Here is a 13,566-nt window from a genome sequence, read left to right as displayed (position 1 = left end):
GGATGAGTTCGATACAACGAAAGAGCACATCGTGAAGATTCTGGTGTATGCGGCGCTGTTGTCGCTGTTAGTAAGCCGTGAGTTGCTGGCACTGGTGACAGAGTGCGCCGATGACGACGCTGTGTTTCCACCAGGGCGCTGGGCGGCGACCTTCCGGTCGCACGCCCAGCTCATCCTCGACGATCTGGGTGACTTCCTCGGCTACTCGCCACCACCGCTGTTGGAGCGTCTTATCGAAGATGCACAGAAAATCCACGACCAACGACCGATACTACAGGAGACGCTCGCAACCGCTACACAACCGAGGGGTGAGGCTTAGCTAAAGACGCATGACTCACCCGACAGCACACTTGCCAGCATCGCCAGCGCGACCTGCTGACTGGCGAAGGTCTTCGTCGCCGCCACACCGATCTCCGGCCCGGCGCGGATGTACATTACGTGATCGCACTCCCGTGCGGCCGAACTCCCAACCGTATTGGTCAGCGCCAGCGTCGCCGCCCCAGTGCGATTTGCAGCCCGGAGCGCACTCATCGTGTCTGCCGTCTCGCCGCTCTGGGTAACTCCGATAACGACCGTTTTCTCAGTCATCGGGATCATATCCACATCGTACTCGCTGGCGAGGAAACACTGAGCCTGAATCCCGTGCTCGCGCAGCATCCGCGCACCGTATAGCGCAGCGTGATACGAGGTCCCGCAGGCGACGAACTGCACTGGACCCTGAAGATCAAGGTTCGCTAACTCGTCGACCGTCACTTCACCCTCCAGTTCGGAGACGCGCCCACGCAGACACTTGCGGATCGCCTGCGGTTGTTCGTGGATCTCCTTGAGCATGTAGTGGTCGTAGCCACTTTTCCCCGCGTCCTCGGGATCCCACTCGATCCGCTCAACGGCCGTCTCAACCACGGCCCCCTGCTCGTCAGTGACAACGATTCCCGACGGGTTGATACGCGCGAACTGACCGTCCTCAAGGTACACCACGCGATCGGTGTACTCGATGAACGCAGGCACGTCGCTTGCCAAATAGTGACCATTGTCGCCAATCCCGAGTACGAGCGGCGACTCGTTTCGCGCCGCATACACGGTCTCGCTACCAGGGAACACTGCCGCAACAGCGTAGCTGCCCTCGAGCTGATGGACTGCTTCCCGGAATGCCTCTTCACGGCTAGCACCGGTCTCGAGTGCTGTTTCGATCAGGTGCGGGATGACCTCGGTGTCCGTGTCGCTTATGAACTCGTGGCCGCCAGTTTCGAGATCCGACCGTAGCTGCTGGTAGTTCTCGATAATCCCGTTATGGACGACCGCCACATCACCAGTACAGTCCGTGTGCGGGTGTGCGTTCGTATCTGTCGGTGGCCCGTGCGTACTCCAACGTGTATGTCCGATTCCAGCCACACCATCAATCCCATTGGCAGGAAGGGCTTCCTCGAGTTCTGAAACCTCTCCCTGTCGCTTGTGGATCGATAGCGATGAGTCGGAAACCGCGACACCGGCAGAGTCATAGCCACGATACTCGAGACCCGACAGGCCGGTCAGCAACACGTCACCGACGGCACCGTCAGTCCCAGTATAGCCGATAATGCCACACATTAGGACCGCACCTCCATTCCCTCTGAGAGGGTGCCACGGACGGTTGTACCAGCTTCGACAACCGTGTCCGACCCAACAATCGCACCCGGAACATACGCACACCCACCTTGATCCTCTACGCGGTCAGCCAACAGCGCGCCGAGGTCTTCATCCTCGAAGACACGGTTCCCGACGCGGACATCCCCTGGCCCACCGGGAATAGTCGTCCCGTTACCGATCGTCACGCCGACACCAGTAACACAGTCGACCACGGTAGCCCCAGCACCGATGCGTGTATCTGCATCGATAACGCTCTGTTCGACGACCGCGTTCGAACCGACTGTCGTGTTTTCGCCGAGACAGACATATGGTCCGACGACAGCTCCTGCCCCAATCTCACAGTCGGGTGCGATCACAACGGGCTCGCGAATTACGGCTGACTCATGGACTGTTGTCGACGAGTTACTACGGTCCCTTTGACTACCATCGATCAAGCCAGCTTCAAACAGATCGAACGAGACATCAAGCAGGTCCCACGGATACGTCGCGTCAACCCAGAAGCCTTCCGAAACAATACCTCGGACCTCAGAATCAGATTCAATAAGTTCGCAAATACCGTCGATGAGCGACTGTTCACCGGCTCGCGGTTCGGCAGCACGAATTGCATCGAAAATCTGTGTCTCGAACGCATAGACACCGGCATTGAAGCGATATGAGCGGTCGTCCTGCGGGTTCTCGATTATCTCCGTGACCGTTCCGCCCTCGAGAATTACACCGCCGTACTCATCGACATCCGCACGGTTGAGCAGCCCAAGCGTCGCCGCTGCATCAGCGTTGGCGTGTGCCTCAAGGACGTCGCTGATGATCCGGCTCTCGACCAGCTGGTCGCCATTCACAACTAGCAGCGGCCCGTCAACTTCAGCTTCGGCGGCAAGCAATGCGTGGCCGCTGCCGAGTTGTTGCTCCTGTGTGACGTATGTGAGCGGTACGTTCTTGTACGTCGATCCAAAGTGGGCCTGAACGCGGTTGCGTTTGTAGCCGACAACGACAGTAATGTTCGTCACGCCGGCATCGAGTAACTGATCAAATACGTGTTCAAGGATCGGCGTCGTTGCAGCTGGTAGCATCGGTTTAGGGCGATTCTGGGTTAATGGCCGCAGCCGCATGCCCTCCCCACCTGCGAGGACGACAGCCGAGATCGACTCCATACAAATATCCAGAGAGTACAACCCACTTATTACTGCCGTATTACATGTATAAAGAGAATAAACATAGATTTGAATAGTTCTTAAGGAACCAAGCTACGCAGCGGTGACAAGATTGTCTTCTCTACCGCATCGGCGATGACGACTCGCCTTCGATCGCCAAGCAGCAGCTCGACCTGTTCCATCTCCGGACACCACGTCTTCTGTCGGATCCAGTCGCACAGCCAAGCCAGTCAGCGGGAGGTCAGATGACGTCGACCGATTACATCATAGAGTAATCTCGAGGAGCGAACCTCTTGACGTGAGCACTTCTGTCTACGTAGCACTCGATCAGCTCGAGTTCCGCCTTCGGATTCGCGTTATAGAGGCGATTGCAAGAGAAGACTCGAGCAGTAGGCCGAAACCCACCTCTCAGCAATAAATGGTCGCATCAGAAACGTCAGCCGGGAGGCCGACGTTGAGCCCCCTTCCAGTGAGATCCACGGGAAGGATCGAGATCGGGTCAGTTTGGCTATTGACATTGGTGAGGGTGGGCCGATCTCGAAATGGCAAGGGCATCGACTCAGAGTGGATCAGTGCCGGTTCTCCGACAGATCCCTTCCCTCGCCACCAAGATCTTAAAATCATGACGTAATAACAGTGGTGGCCAGTTGATACTATCAAAACATATGACTACTGGTCCCAATACCAACGACACGCTTCTTTTCCCACTCTCGAGGTACACCCTAAGCACACGAGTCAGCGGTACGAGCACCGTCGTGACCAATTGTGTGAGACACTGCCTACCAATCTAAGCCGTGTTCGTCGTCAATCTCCGGTGGACCTGCACAAACCGTATCCTCCTGTGAAGTGCCTCGGGGTCAAGCCCCGAGGCTTCCTGTTTCTACGACGTTGTCAGACTCCGTCTGACAGCCTGTCGAGATTCCCTCGACAAACGCGCTTTGCAGATTCCACGAGGGAATTCACAGGGAACGCAGTCTCCGCAGGCGTGTATTCGGAGGCGCCCACTCCTACTCGGAGGTCACGGTGAAGCGTCTGACCCGGCTTGTTTTCGCCGACTAAGCCAGACGCGGATTGTGCCGTCACACCACTTTGTTCGTGGTGTTTCGATTTAATTGGTTGGTTCACTTTGTGTCGGCTTCATCCACGGGGTCAAGCCCCGTGGCATTCGCCTCGTACCGCTTGTAAACGACACACCTTTGGAACTTCCCCTAAAAACCCGAGGCGATGTGGCCCTGAGGACACCTCGCCGTCGCGTACCTGTTGTACACGATCTACACTCACCGCGACGGTCACAGACCACGCGCACTACCGGTCGTCGTCCTCGCAATTGGCTCGCAGTTTCCAGACCTGATCGATAAGCCGCTCGCGTGGTCGTTCGGAGTTCTCCCCGGTGGGCGAACATTCGCTCATTCAGTGTTCTTCGCTGCGTTCCTCCTCCCAACTGTCGCCTTGCTCGCCCATCGCGTTGATCGGGCTGCTATTCTGGCCTGTCCTCGAGCCGCCAGCATACCACTCACCCGGCAGCATTCTCGACGGCTTCCTACGGTACTCGATGGGTTGGTATGAGGGAGTCCAGCTCGGACTGGTCCTCGTCGCACTCGTCGTCTGGTACCGCGACGGTACACCCGGGCTCGATGCTGTGCGCCGTAGACTCGAGCAGACCGTCAGCAAAACAGCATAGCAGATAAATACGGCCTCATATACAAAGCCCTACCCAAATAGGTAATAACAAGTACAATTTTATGGAAATTATTTGATTAGCACTCAATGTCGAAGAAATTAGTTGCGACTCGGAGAATTTGACAACAATTTATATTAATGAGATTATCATGTGCTTTGGCAAGAAAGCGAGATGGAAAACGACGAGGGACCACTGGTCACCAGTGAAACATCGGGGGAGTCGAAGACAGAGATTCACAGAACGATAGAAGAGTTTCTTGCAGAAACATCTCGAGCAATCAGGTCGGATGCTCAATTGTGTCTCTTTCGCATCCAGTTCGATCGAGATGATGAATATCGGCAACTGAATCGCCGGAAGAGAATCCTCGCCGAGATCGATGATGCACTCGAGATTTGGAGGACTAAGCCAAAAATAGGGGAGATCACCTCATCTGATCTGGTGATAGAGCTGTTACTTGAAACGCGGATCAGTCCAGAGACGATCGTCGATGCACTCAACCACGCCTGTATCGATACCGTCGTGTACTGGAAAATTGATCCAGAGAAGTTCGATCTCGACGTGACGAACACTGAGGATGTGACGGCGCTCCGTGATCAACTTGATCAGAAGCAGTCGACCAACAGCGTCGCGGTGCGACTGGACCACGTCCAATCGCAGATGGACACCTTTGCGGCATATATCGACTCGCTCGAAGAATTCCTTGACGAGGAAGGGACGGCACAACAGCTCCTCGAGAACCTGCGGGCGGACATGGACGACCTCCGTGAGGAACTTCAGTCGGGAGCTGATGAACGAGACGAACTGCACGCTCGAGTCACAGAGTTGGAAGCAACCACTCCATCAGCGACCGAGGTTGACGCGGAGATTGCGCGGATAGACTGCGCGCTGGAGAACCTAGCTAACGAGTTTCGACGGGAAATATATGAACTCCATGCTCGGCTGGACTCCATTCAAGCAGATCTCGACGACCAAATCGAGTGGCGCCAGCGTCTCTGTACAGCCGTCGCCAGTACCGAGTCCAACCACGACGTGGAAACCAACAATTGACCAACTCATGATCGCTCACGCGTGAGTCGGACACCAATATTGACCTGCGTCGACGAAGCCTCTCACTTGATTTTGTACTCAGAAATCGTGTCGGCCTCGCACTGAGGACAGCGAGTGTCCGACGCTGAGACCTCGGTGCCACACCGGCGACACTCACGGATAACTGTTGACTCCGAGGTCCTGAAGAGCAGTGATTTGAACAGTTCTTTCATTCAACACACTTTATGATACCAACGTCAGACACACATAAAGGATTCTATCACTTTCTCAAGATTGGATAACTATGCATTGAATGTTTGAAAGATTGTCTCCCCTAAATATCGGGTATTCCCCTTTATTCTCGGAAAATAGTAGCACAAGTAGGTTGAACTATCGAATGATTACCTAATAAAACAATGTCTACTTTTGGAATGAGACTTCGCTACAGTAGCACTCTTACTTTTGTATCGAAGTGAATCCCCAGGCCCACACTGTTCATACATCTACATCCAGACCGCTGCAGAGGTGACGCAAGCAACCCTCAAACGCTACTAAATTCGCTGTATTCATTAAGCTCAGCACGAGCTGATCCTATCCTCATTCCTCGTTGTGCGTCTCTTCCTCTCGAGGATCTTCGATCAGTTCGTACACACCTCGACCGATGTTCTGGACGTAGTCGGCAGCCTCGAGTAGTTGTAATCGCTGCTGAACATATTGTCGCGTAACATCCAACTCGTCGGCGATGTTTGACGGTACGTTTCTCCCCTCTGTCAAGACGTCGAGGATCTTGTCGTCAATCTCCTTCCGGTCGAAGCCCATTGACTGCTGGTTGCGTATCGACATAGATGATTGTTGTTTTCACAGCAGCAAGAAAATTACTATCGTCCAGCCTCACGTATTTGACGATAGTAAACTATATGCGAACGACGATACCACTGTAGAGTAGAGGCACAAGTTGGCTACAGAACGTCTGTGGCCCGGTGTTCCAGCACCGGACCTGTGCCTTGGAGCAAGGCAATGTCAGCTACGACTACGACACACGAAACGATTTCGGATGGACAGCAGGACAACATCGTCCTCGAGCAATCGGGAAGCTACTACGGCTACCTCGGGAAAGACGGCGAGGGCTTTCACCATCACGTCGATGAAGCCACGAACACGGTCTATGTGACGCCAGACCGCGCTGAGCGATTTCTCCCCGCCAATGCAGGAGTGTACTGGTTTCGCGTCCGTGGTGAACTCGATCATACAGAAAAACTCGAGCAAGACGAAGACCGCGACAGATGGGTTGCGTATGTCGAGTCGGTCAGAGGCTGGACAGACCGTCCGGTCCACCTCGATGTCAAGAAAATCTTCGCCGAGATGCACGAGGGTGATCGGCGATGACCAACGAACATCGAGTCACCATCACACTCGAACTCGAGCACCCAATCACCCCAGGTGACCTCGAACGCGCCTACTGCGAAATTCGCGAGCAGGTGGGGGTAGACCAATGAAAGACGGATTCTCTCTTCGGTGGACGCCCGTCCATGGTCCGATGCGAAAGTTCGTCTTTGAACCACAACTCGAGGGCGAGTACGCGTGGGCTCGTATCGAGTTCGAACTGTGCGAGTCTCAGTGGCGAGAAGTCGGTATCGAGTATCTCGAGGAACTCTCGGTCGTCAGTGACGACAGAAACGAAACCACACCATCTCACGCTCAACCTCATCTGAACGGAGGCGACACCCATGAGTAGTCTCCCCGAATGCGGTGAGGTCGACATTGAAATCCTCGCAGAAACGATCGAGCACCTCCAAGAGCAAAATAGACACCTCATCGAGCGCGTCGACACCCTCGAGGACGACCTTGAACAGACCAAAGACGAACTCGAGGGCCTCGAAACTGAGAAAGCAGCCCTCCAGGAGACGAACGAACACCTTCGCGACCGTCTCGATGACTGCGAACAGGAGACCACTCGGCTTGACGCACTTACGGATGCCGCACGTAAGCGATCAGGAGTGAACAAACAGCGGATCGAAGAACTCCAAGCCCGCGAACTCGAGAAAGGTGCCCACCTCCTCACCGAGACTGTCGATCATCACGAGATCGATATCGACGGCGATCACCTCGAGCGGATCACCAAAGATGACGGCCACAGCTATTATCGACTTCCCGAGTCTGACGACCCACTCGACCGCAGTGGGAGCGTCGCACTCGCCCACGGTGACCTGCTTCCGATTCAGCAACTCTCCCGCATGGACGAAGAGATGCTTCGCTCGACGGCGAATGCGTTACCAACGCGGTTGGCTGCAAAGCTGTGGAAAGCACGGACTGACTCGAGCGTCGGTGACAACCCCTGGGAGGCCGGCTGCAAGGGAATCAAAGCGTACGTCAAAGCGAGCGACCTGAAACACTGGATCCGCCGACAGGAGCCCGGGACGAGCGAGACGTATGCAAAGAAGCTCGTCTCCCGGACGATCGACGCCGTGCTCGACCTCTCGAATCATCGTGTCGCGGTTCGCAAACGGACTGAGCGAAAGAACGGGCTCGAGTACACTGAGCGCCGACTCGTACTCCCCACCGATGCAGAAATCCCGGGTGAGACACCGAACGCGAGCGAACCAGACCAGGCCCCGGAGACAACTGGCGTCCACGGCCAACCATAGACACCGAGCAAAACACACCCTCGAGAGAGACGAAACCTCTCAGCACACACCACCCACACATCACGCAGGCGGTTAGTTAGGAGGTTAGTTAGCTGTAGGTAGGCCTCTCGAGCGGTCCTCGGCGGTCACTTCCGAATACGGTCTCGAGTATCGATACCGGAGACGACAGTTGTCCACAGATGCCTTGACCGTATCCCCTTCAGCTTTCGGAGACTTCCTTGATCGCCCTGACGAAGTCCTCGGGACGTTTCGATCCGATCAGAACTGCGCGCCCGTTTGTTCGTTCGATCCAGACGCCTCGGTTGCCACTGACATTGTATGCGAGCTTCCCGGGCGCCCAGCGAATTCCCCAACCGCCGAACTCACGCAGTGGCCTGTACTGTCTGGGTTCGTATCGCTCGATCTCCGACCAGGTAATTCGACGGAAAGACCTGTGAAGCGGCCACATCTTGATATAGATACCGTCGGCTCTGACCTCGGTCTGGAGACGAAGACTGTAGAGGAGTGCGGCGGTGGCACCAATAACGATGAGTCCACCCCACGAGATCGGCCCTAATACGAGCATGAGTAGCGAAATACCCCCAAGAAGTGACCAGAGCCACCGCTGGCGAAACCGCTGTACTTCACGAAATGCTGTGTCGGTCTCCATGCGTGAATCGTAGGGACTTGTTGCTACTTGGTAATGGGAGCACTAGATGATCGGATACTATCATGCTCGAGGTGTGCACTGCAGTCAGCACGAACAGTGAAAAGTGATCAATTAATGAGTGATCGCCGTTCGCGTTCAACGTCTCTAACTTGAGGGCCGGTTGACTGGTGGCCCATCTACAGATGAGCAAGGCGAATGCCTCGGGGTTTGACCCCGAGGTGAAGCCGACACTCAAACGTGTTCTGTGCGTTCGATATACCGTTCAATCGTCTCGCTGGATACCTGTCCCGCCGCTCCGACGTATGCGACTGTTCCCAGAACCCACCGCCCCACAGATACTCCACCAAGTACGGTTCGTGCTGTTCCCACATCTCCCGTGCCGTGATGCTCTTGATCAGCCGAACGATTTCGCTCGGCGCGTGCTTCGAGTGAGCGGAGAGGAGTGAACTACCCCGTCCTACTCGCCGCCTTCGGCGGCTCCTTGAGGGCGGGGCTTCCCGTTTCAACGACACGACTTGCAGACACGGAAACCGAGTCCACAGCGGTCGCAGTCTCCACGGGCGTCGATTCGGAGTGAACCACTCCTAGTGTGTTGAGACCACGCGACAGCACGTTCAACGACGCGTTCCAATCCCTGTCCAGTTCGAACCCGCATGCCGGACACGAATGCTCGCGTCTCCAGATGGGTTTCCACGTCGAAACCCCGCACGAGGCACACTCCGTGGTTGTTCCGCGCGCCTCGACTTTCTCGACGTGACAGCCGTTCTTCTTGCCGTGGTGTTCGAGGATGGTACTGAAGTCGCGCCATCCGACCTCGGCCTTGTTCCGTGCATTCTCCGGTGATTCGAGCATCTCCTTCACGGAGAGGTCTTCGACGAAGACGGCGTCGTACTCAGTGGTGTAGAAATGCGCGAGCTTGTGCTTGAAGTCCCGCTTCTTGTTCGACATCCGGGCGTGGACTTCCGCGACACGGCGGCGTTGCTTCTCCCAGTTGTGTGATTCGTACTCTTTCCGAGAGAGCGAACGTTGCTCGCGTTCGAGCCGCTCACGGTCAGCGGACAGGTCGAGCCGCCCGATCGAGCGCCCATCCGAATCGTGGATAAAATTTAGCACACCGAGGTCAAGACCCACGGTGTCATCGGGATGGATGTCTTCGACGGCGGGTGTCTCGGGTGTATCAGTCTTGATGCAGAACGAGACGTACCACGCGCCGGTCGGCTCTTTCTTGAGAGTCACCTCTTTGATCTGCTCGTGGTCTGGGAGGTCTCGATGGAGGCGAATCGGAATTTCGCGGGTTTTGCCCTTGAGTTTCGTGAGGATGAGGAGTCCGCGTCCGTTCGGGCCACTCTTCTTGTCGAGTTCGAAGCCTGATTGGCGGTACGTGAAACTCCTGTACTCTCTGGGCTTTTTCCAGTTCAACGATCCTACGTTGTAGCCCTTGGCTTTGAGCTTCCCGAGGTTCTCGATGTTGTCTCGGATGCGCTCGACAGCCTTCTGCAGGACGGTGGAGTAGACCTGTTTCAGGTCGGGCCACCAGTCTTTCATCGTGGGCAGCGTGTCGCGGATGCTCCAGACACGCTGGCGGAGCGTGCCTGCGTCGTTGGGGATTTTGTTGAACTCGCAGAGTGCGTGGTTGTAGGTCTGGCGCACGATGTCCCGGGTCCAGTCCATCGCTTCGCGTTGCTCGGTGGTTGGGAGCAATCGGAAGCGAGGACTGTATATCATCCGATGTATCCCTACATACGACAGATTCTACGGTAAAGATTCTGGTTTGAGCATGTGTGAGACTCGTGCGGGTGCCGTATCCCCGTCCTACTCGCTCTCTCCGATCGCTCCTTGAGGGCGGGGGCTTGGCACCCTCAACGCCACCGCTAAGTATATCCAGAATATATACACAAGTATGGCGAATCGCTTTGAAATTGACGGCGAGGAAGTTCTCGACGGTGAGGTCAAACCGTTCGGGAACAGCGCCCACGTCACCGTCCCCAAACGCTGGCGTGGAGCCGACGTGAAAGTCGTCCGAACCTCAGAACCCACAGAGGAGGGTAATGATGAGTAGTACAGCTGATGACTCTTCGAGAACGTCCTCAATAGTTCGGACTCTCTGTAATGCTGAAGGACGTGATGTAGTCCTTCGGTTTGATGAGCCGATTAGTGCTCCGACTGAGAAGTATAATGGACGGTCGTACCAAAGCGATACACTTCCGAAGGCGACGTTAAACGCGACGATACAACACGCTTCAGTCGAGGACGAGGGGATGACTCTCATGTGCTTTGCGGGAATTGAGATGGGGGAACTCGACCGTGTAGGAATCGACCCTTCCGTCGTGTACACGGAACCGATAGAAGGTCCGCCAGAGCGGTGCATGGTGGATATTAACGCTTCGAGAGAGTGGTGGGACGAAGAGCCTGAAATCCCGATGGAGGAAGTCGAACAGGCGATTGAAGATGGGCGTGAGGAAGAAGTCCTTCCGACGTGGGATAGTCTTCCGACAGTCACGGTCAACGTCGAAAGGACGGAAGAATGCCACAAACGCTCCTATGAGTCGGATTTCCATATCCAGTATAGTTCCCCGACTCACGAGATGGGCACTCTAATCGACGTTCGGATCAAATGACTGGCCCACAGGCTCTCGTCAAGACGCTGGACTTCTAACTCGACATCCAAAGTGACAACGAGGGACTGCTGTACGACGCCACGCTCGAAGCACGGTCGGTGTACAACGAAACCATTCGCCTCGCCAAAGAAGGCGTGAACTGGGACACGATTCCCGACCGTGTAGCCGACGACGCCAACCTCGTGAAAAACACGACTCAGCGCGTCGTTGCGAAGGCACTCGGCGCGATGGAGAACTACTACGATGACCTCCTCCGTATCCGGCCGGACTGATCTTCTCATTGTCGGATCGGATCCGGGCGAATCGAAGCGACGCGATGCCGTGCAAGAACGTGTTCCGATGGTCCGAGCGGCGGCCCTCCGGCACGTGCTGGATGCGGCCAGTGAGTGATGTCTTTCACATAACGATCAGTACACCCTCGAGATGGGCGACTGCTCTCGCCTCGAGATTCCAGTCGATTCGGACCGTCCGAACATTGATTCTCATGGAGCGTCAACGCTGTCAACAAGGATGTCGCATCAAATTCGTCTCGAAGATGACGTGTACGAACGTATCAAAGCGAACAAGCGTGATGACGAGTCGTTCAGCGATGCCGTGGACCGACTCATCGGTGGGCGGTCACTCCGCGATCTCCGCGATGTTTTCGACGACGACCAGGTGAGCGAGATGCGGGACGCGATCAAGGCTGCTGATCAGGCGGACCGTGATGAGGTCCGTGAGGTCGCGGAGCGCTTCGAATGATCGTTGATACGAGCTTCGTCCTGGACGTTATCGACGACGTCGAACCCGCCGTCCAAAAAGCACAGGAACTCGAAACCGAGAGCGTTCCGCTGGTGATTCCCTCGGTGACCGTTCTGGAGCTTTATATCGGCGTCGGGAAGGTGGCAAACACCCTCGAAGAGCGCCAGAAGGTAGAAGCCGTGCTTGACTCCTACCCGGTGGTGGATATGACCCCGAGTATCTCTCGTCGCGCTGGACGGCTGCTCGGTGAGCGGATGGCTGATGCGGACGAGGGCGAAGGACCTGGTATCGGGAAAGGAGACGCAGCAATCGCAGCAACCGCTTTGCAGCGTGACGAACCTGTCCTTGCTGGCGATAGCCACTTCGGGAATATCCCCGGAGTCACCCACGAAAGCTACCGGTGATCAGGATTGACTCCCTCCACACCTGCAGAGTGTGGAATCCCACCATGGATTTCTGCATCTTGCCGGTCCCCGGCGGCCTATAGAGCGAGACTATCGGCGGGAGGGAGCCGTCGTGGACGCCGGCGAGCAGCGTCGCCAACTCGTGTTCCTGCGCCTCGCGAGCATGGATCTCGGCGGGCTCCGATAGAGGCTATGTCCCCAAGGTCTGTGCGTATCTCATCCGGAATGGCCGCGAGTTGCTCGTGTTCGAGGGACCCGGGCACGATGGACTCCAGATCCCGAAAGGAACGATCGAGCCTGGCGAATCGCCGTGGGATGCACTCGAGCGCGAAGTCTGGGAAGAAAGCGGCCTCACAACACTTCAGAACATCGAACACCTGACAAGTGATGTCTGGACGCGCCGGCGCACACCTCCCAAACGGTACCACCGGCATTTCTTCCATGCAGAGGTTGATGTCGACCGCGACACGTGGACGCACGTGGTGACTGGCGATGGGGACGAACAGGGCGCCGAATTCACCTATTCCTGGCTCGAGTTACCCACGACTCGAGAGTTCGCCCTCGCCCTCGACGACTACGTGCATCTCCGCATCTAGTGCTGCTTCGAGAATGACAAGTGCGTTTGCTCTTCTATAGCCAGTTTCAAATTAGCCAATCTCAAAATAGGCTATTTCGAAATAGGCTATTCGGAAGTATTATAGGTGGAACAGGCGCAATACCACGGCCTTCAGGCCGTGGATACGCGCCGTCACTCAGTGACCCGTTCCACCGATACCGACAGGGCCGGATATTCCACGTCAAACATAGCCTCTAAGATCCTCTGTTTCATAACTGATTATGAACACAGTACGATGCTGGAGACAACCCGCACCTACGTCGCACGCATCACGAATCACACGCAGATTCGTGACAACCTCGACGAGTGCGGGTTCGCAGCATCGAAACTGTGGAACGTCGGTCGCTACTACATCCAAGAACGGTGGGATGAAGACGGTGAGATTCCCGATGAAGCCGAACTGAAGTCTGAG

At 55.9% G+C, this 13,566-nt stretch carries 13 protein-coding genes and 6 pseudogenes; 13 read left to right on the top strand and 6 right to left on the bottom strand.

Annotated elements, in window-relative coordinates:
• A pseudogene (locus tag BSG09_RS18930) lies at positions 1–319 on the top strand (IS4 family transposase); the annotation flags it as partial.
• Positions 320–333: 14 nt separating this feature from the next.
• Here BSG09_RS18930 and glmS read toward each other — a convergent pair.
• Together glmS and BSG09_RS18920 are read right to left on the bottom strand one after the other, a co-directional pair.
• A pseudogene (gene glmS, locus BSG09_RS18925) lies at positions 334–1,587 on the bottom strand (glutamine--fructose-6-phosphate transaminase (isomerizing)); the annotation flags it as partial.
• Positions 1,587–2,774 (bottom strand): sugar phosphate nucleotidyltransferase, encoded by a 1,188-nt coding sequence (locus BSG09_RS18920; protein ID WP_092935906.1) that lies wholly within the window; start codon positions 2,772–2,774, stop codon positions 1,587–1,589. The pseudogene glmS and the gene BSG09_RS18920, both read right to left, overlap by 1 nt.
• Before the next feature lie 1,257 nt (positions 2,775–4,031).
• On the opposite strand from BSG09_RS18920, the pseudogene BSG09_RS18915 reads away from it, so the two are divergent.
• Together BSG09_RS18915 and BSG09_RS18910 are read left to right on the top strand one after the other, a co-directional pair.
• Positions 4,032–4,455 (top strand): annotated as a pseudogene (locus BSG09_RS18915) (metal-dependent hydrolase).
• Positions 4,456–4,893: 438 nt separating this feature from the next.
• Complete coding sequence (locus tag BSG09_RS18910) at positions 4,894–5,502, top strand: hypothetical protein (RefSeq protein ID WP_175542264.1); 609 nt, start codon at positions 4,894–4,896, stop codon at positions 5,500–5,502.
• Positions 5,503–6,078: 576 nt separating this feature from the next.
• On the opposite strand, the gene BSG09_RS18905 is transcribed toward BSG09_RS18910, so the two are convergent.
• Positions 6,079–6,324 carry a helix-turn-helix domain-containing protein gene (locus BSG09_RS18905; RefSeq protein ID WP_139246287.1) on the bottom strand — a complete coding sequence of 82 codons (246 nt, stop codon included), beginning with the start codon at positions 6,322–6,324 and terminating at the stop codon, positions 6,079–6,081.
• A 174-nt stretch (positions 6,325–6,498) separates the two neighbouring features.
• Here BSG09_RS18905 and BSG09_RS18900 point away from each other — a divergent pair, with 174 nt between their 5' ends.
• From BSG09_RS18900 to BSG09_RS18890, 3 genes are all read left to right on the top strand, one after another.
• On the top strand, positions 6,499–6,867 hold the full coding sequence (locus BSG09_RS18900) for a hypothetical protein (protein WP_092935899.1): 369 nt from the start codon (positions 6,499–6,501) through the stop codon (positions 6,865–6,867).
• 106 nt (positions 6,868–6,973) lie between these two features.
• Positions 6,974–7,216 (top strand): hypothetical protein, encoded by a 243-nt coding sequence (locus tag BSG09_RS18895; protein ID WP_092935897.1) that lies wholly within the window; start codon positions 6,974–6,976, stop codon positions 7,214–7,216.
• On the top strand, positions 7,209–8,126 hold the full coding sequence (locus BSG09_RS18890) for a hypothetical protein (protein WP_092935895.1): 918 nt from the start codon (positions 7,209–7,211) through the stop codon (positions 8,124–8,126). Before BSG09_RS18895 ends, BSG09_RS18890 begins: the two co-directional genes overlap by 8 nt.
• 199 nt (positions 8,127–8,325) lie before the next feature.
• Here the strand turns inward: BSG09_RS18890 and BSG09_RS21475 are convergent, their stop codons facing one another.
• The 3 genes and pseudogenes from BSG09_RS21475 to BSG09_RS18875 form a co-directional block, all read right to left on the bottom strand.
• On the bottom strand, positions 8,326–8,691 hold the full coding sequence (locus BSG09_RS21475; RefSeq protein WP_254799212.1) for a DUF6141 family protein: 366 nt from the start codon (positions 8,689–8,691) through the stop codon (positions 8,326–8,328).
• A 315-nt stretch (positions 8,692–9,006) separates the two neighbouring features.
• Positions 9,007–9,215 (bottom strand): annotated as a pseudogene (tnpA, locus tag BSG09_RS18880) (IS200/IS605 family transposase); the annotation flags it as partial.
• A gap of 7 nt (positions 9,216–9,222) precedes the next feature.
• On the bottom strand, positions 9,223–10,500 hold the full coding sequence (locus tag BSG09_RS18875; RefSeq protein ID WP_092935891.1) for an RNA-guided endonuclease InsQ/TnpB family protein: 1,278 nt from the start codon (positions 10,498–10,500) through the stop codon (positions 9,223–9,225).
• A gap of 175 nt (positions 10,501–10,675) precedes the next feature.
• Between BSG09_RS18875 and BSG09_RS18870 the strand changes: the two genes are divergently transcribed.
• The 7 genes and pseudogenes from BSG09_RS18870 to BSG09_RS20490 form a co-directional block, all read left to right on the top strand.
• Positions 10,676–10,834 carry a DUF2080 family transposase-associated protein gene (locus BSG09_RS18870; RefSeq protein WP_092935889.1) on the top strand — a complete coding sequence of 53 codons (159 nt, stop codon included), beginning with the start codon at positions 10,676–10,678 and terminating at the stop codon, positions 10,832–10,834.
• Complete coding sequence (locus BSG09_RS20500) at positions 10,827–11,393, top strand: hypothetical protein (RefSeq protein WP_139246286.1); 567 nt, start codon at positions 10,827–10,829, stop codon at positions 11,391–11,393. Before BSG09_RS18870 ends, BSG09_RS20500 begins: the two co-directional genes overlap by 8 nt.
• A gap of 44 nt (positions 11,394–11,437) precedes the next feature.
• Positions 11,438–11,638, top strand: a pseudogene (locus BSG09_RS21470) (RNA-guided endonuclease TnpB family protein); the annotation flags it as partial.
• Positions 11,639–11,903: 265 nt separating this feature from the next.
• Positions 11,904–12,134: an antitoxin VapB family protein gene (locus BSG09_RS18855; protein ID WP_092935885.1), complete on the top strand. Its 231-nt coding sequence runs from the start codon at positions 11,904–11,906 to the stop codon at positions 12,132–12,134.
• Positions 12,131–12,538, top strand: a complete 408-nt coding sequence (locus tag BSG09_RS18850) for a PIN domain-containing protein (RefSeq protein ID WP_092935883.1) — start codon at positions 12,131–12,133, stop codon at positions 12,536–12,538. Before BSG09_RS18855 ends, BSG09_RS18850 begins: the two co-directional genes overlap by 4 nt.
• A gap of 167 nt (positions 12,539–12,705) precedes the next feature.
• Entirely contained in the window at positions 12,706–13,134 is a 429-nt protein-coding gene (locus BSG09_RS18845; protein WP_092935881.1) for an NUDIX hydrolase, read from the top strand.
• 255 nt (positions 13,135–13,389) lie between these two features.
• Positions 13,390–13,566: pseudogene (locus BSG09_RS20490) on the top strand (RNA-guided endonuclease TnpB family protein); the annotation flags it as partial.

The sequence above is a fragment of the Natrinema hispanicum genome (assembly GCF_900111485.1).
GTDB classification, from domain to species: domain Archaea; phylum Halobacteriota; class Halobacteria; order Halobacteriales; family Natrialbaceae; genus Natrinema; species Natrinema hispanicum_A.
The sequence above is the reverse complement of the archived record's forward strand: the minus strand, read 5'-3'. Positions and strand labels throughout refer to the sequence as shown.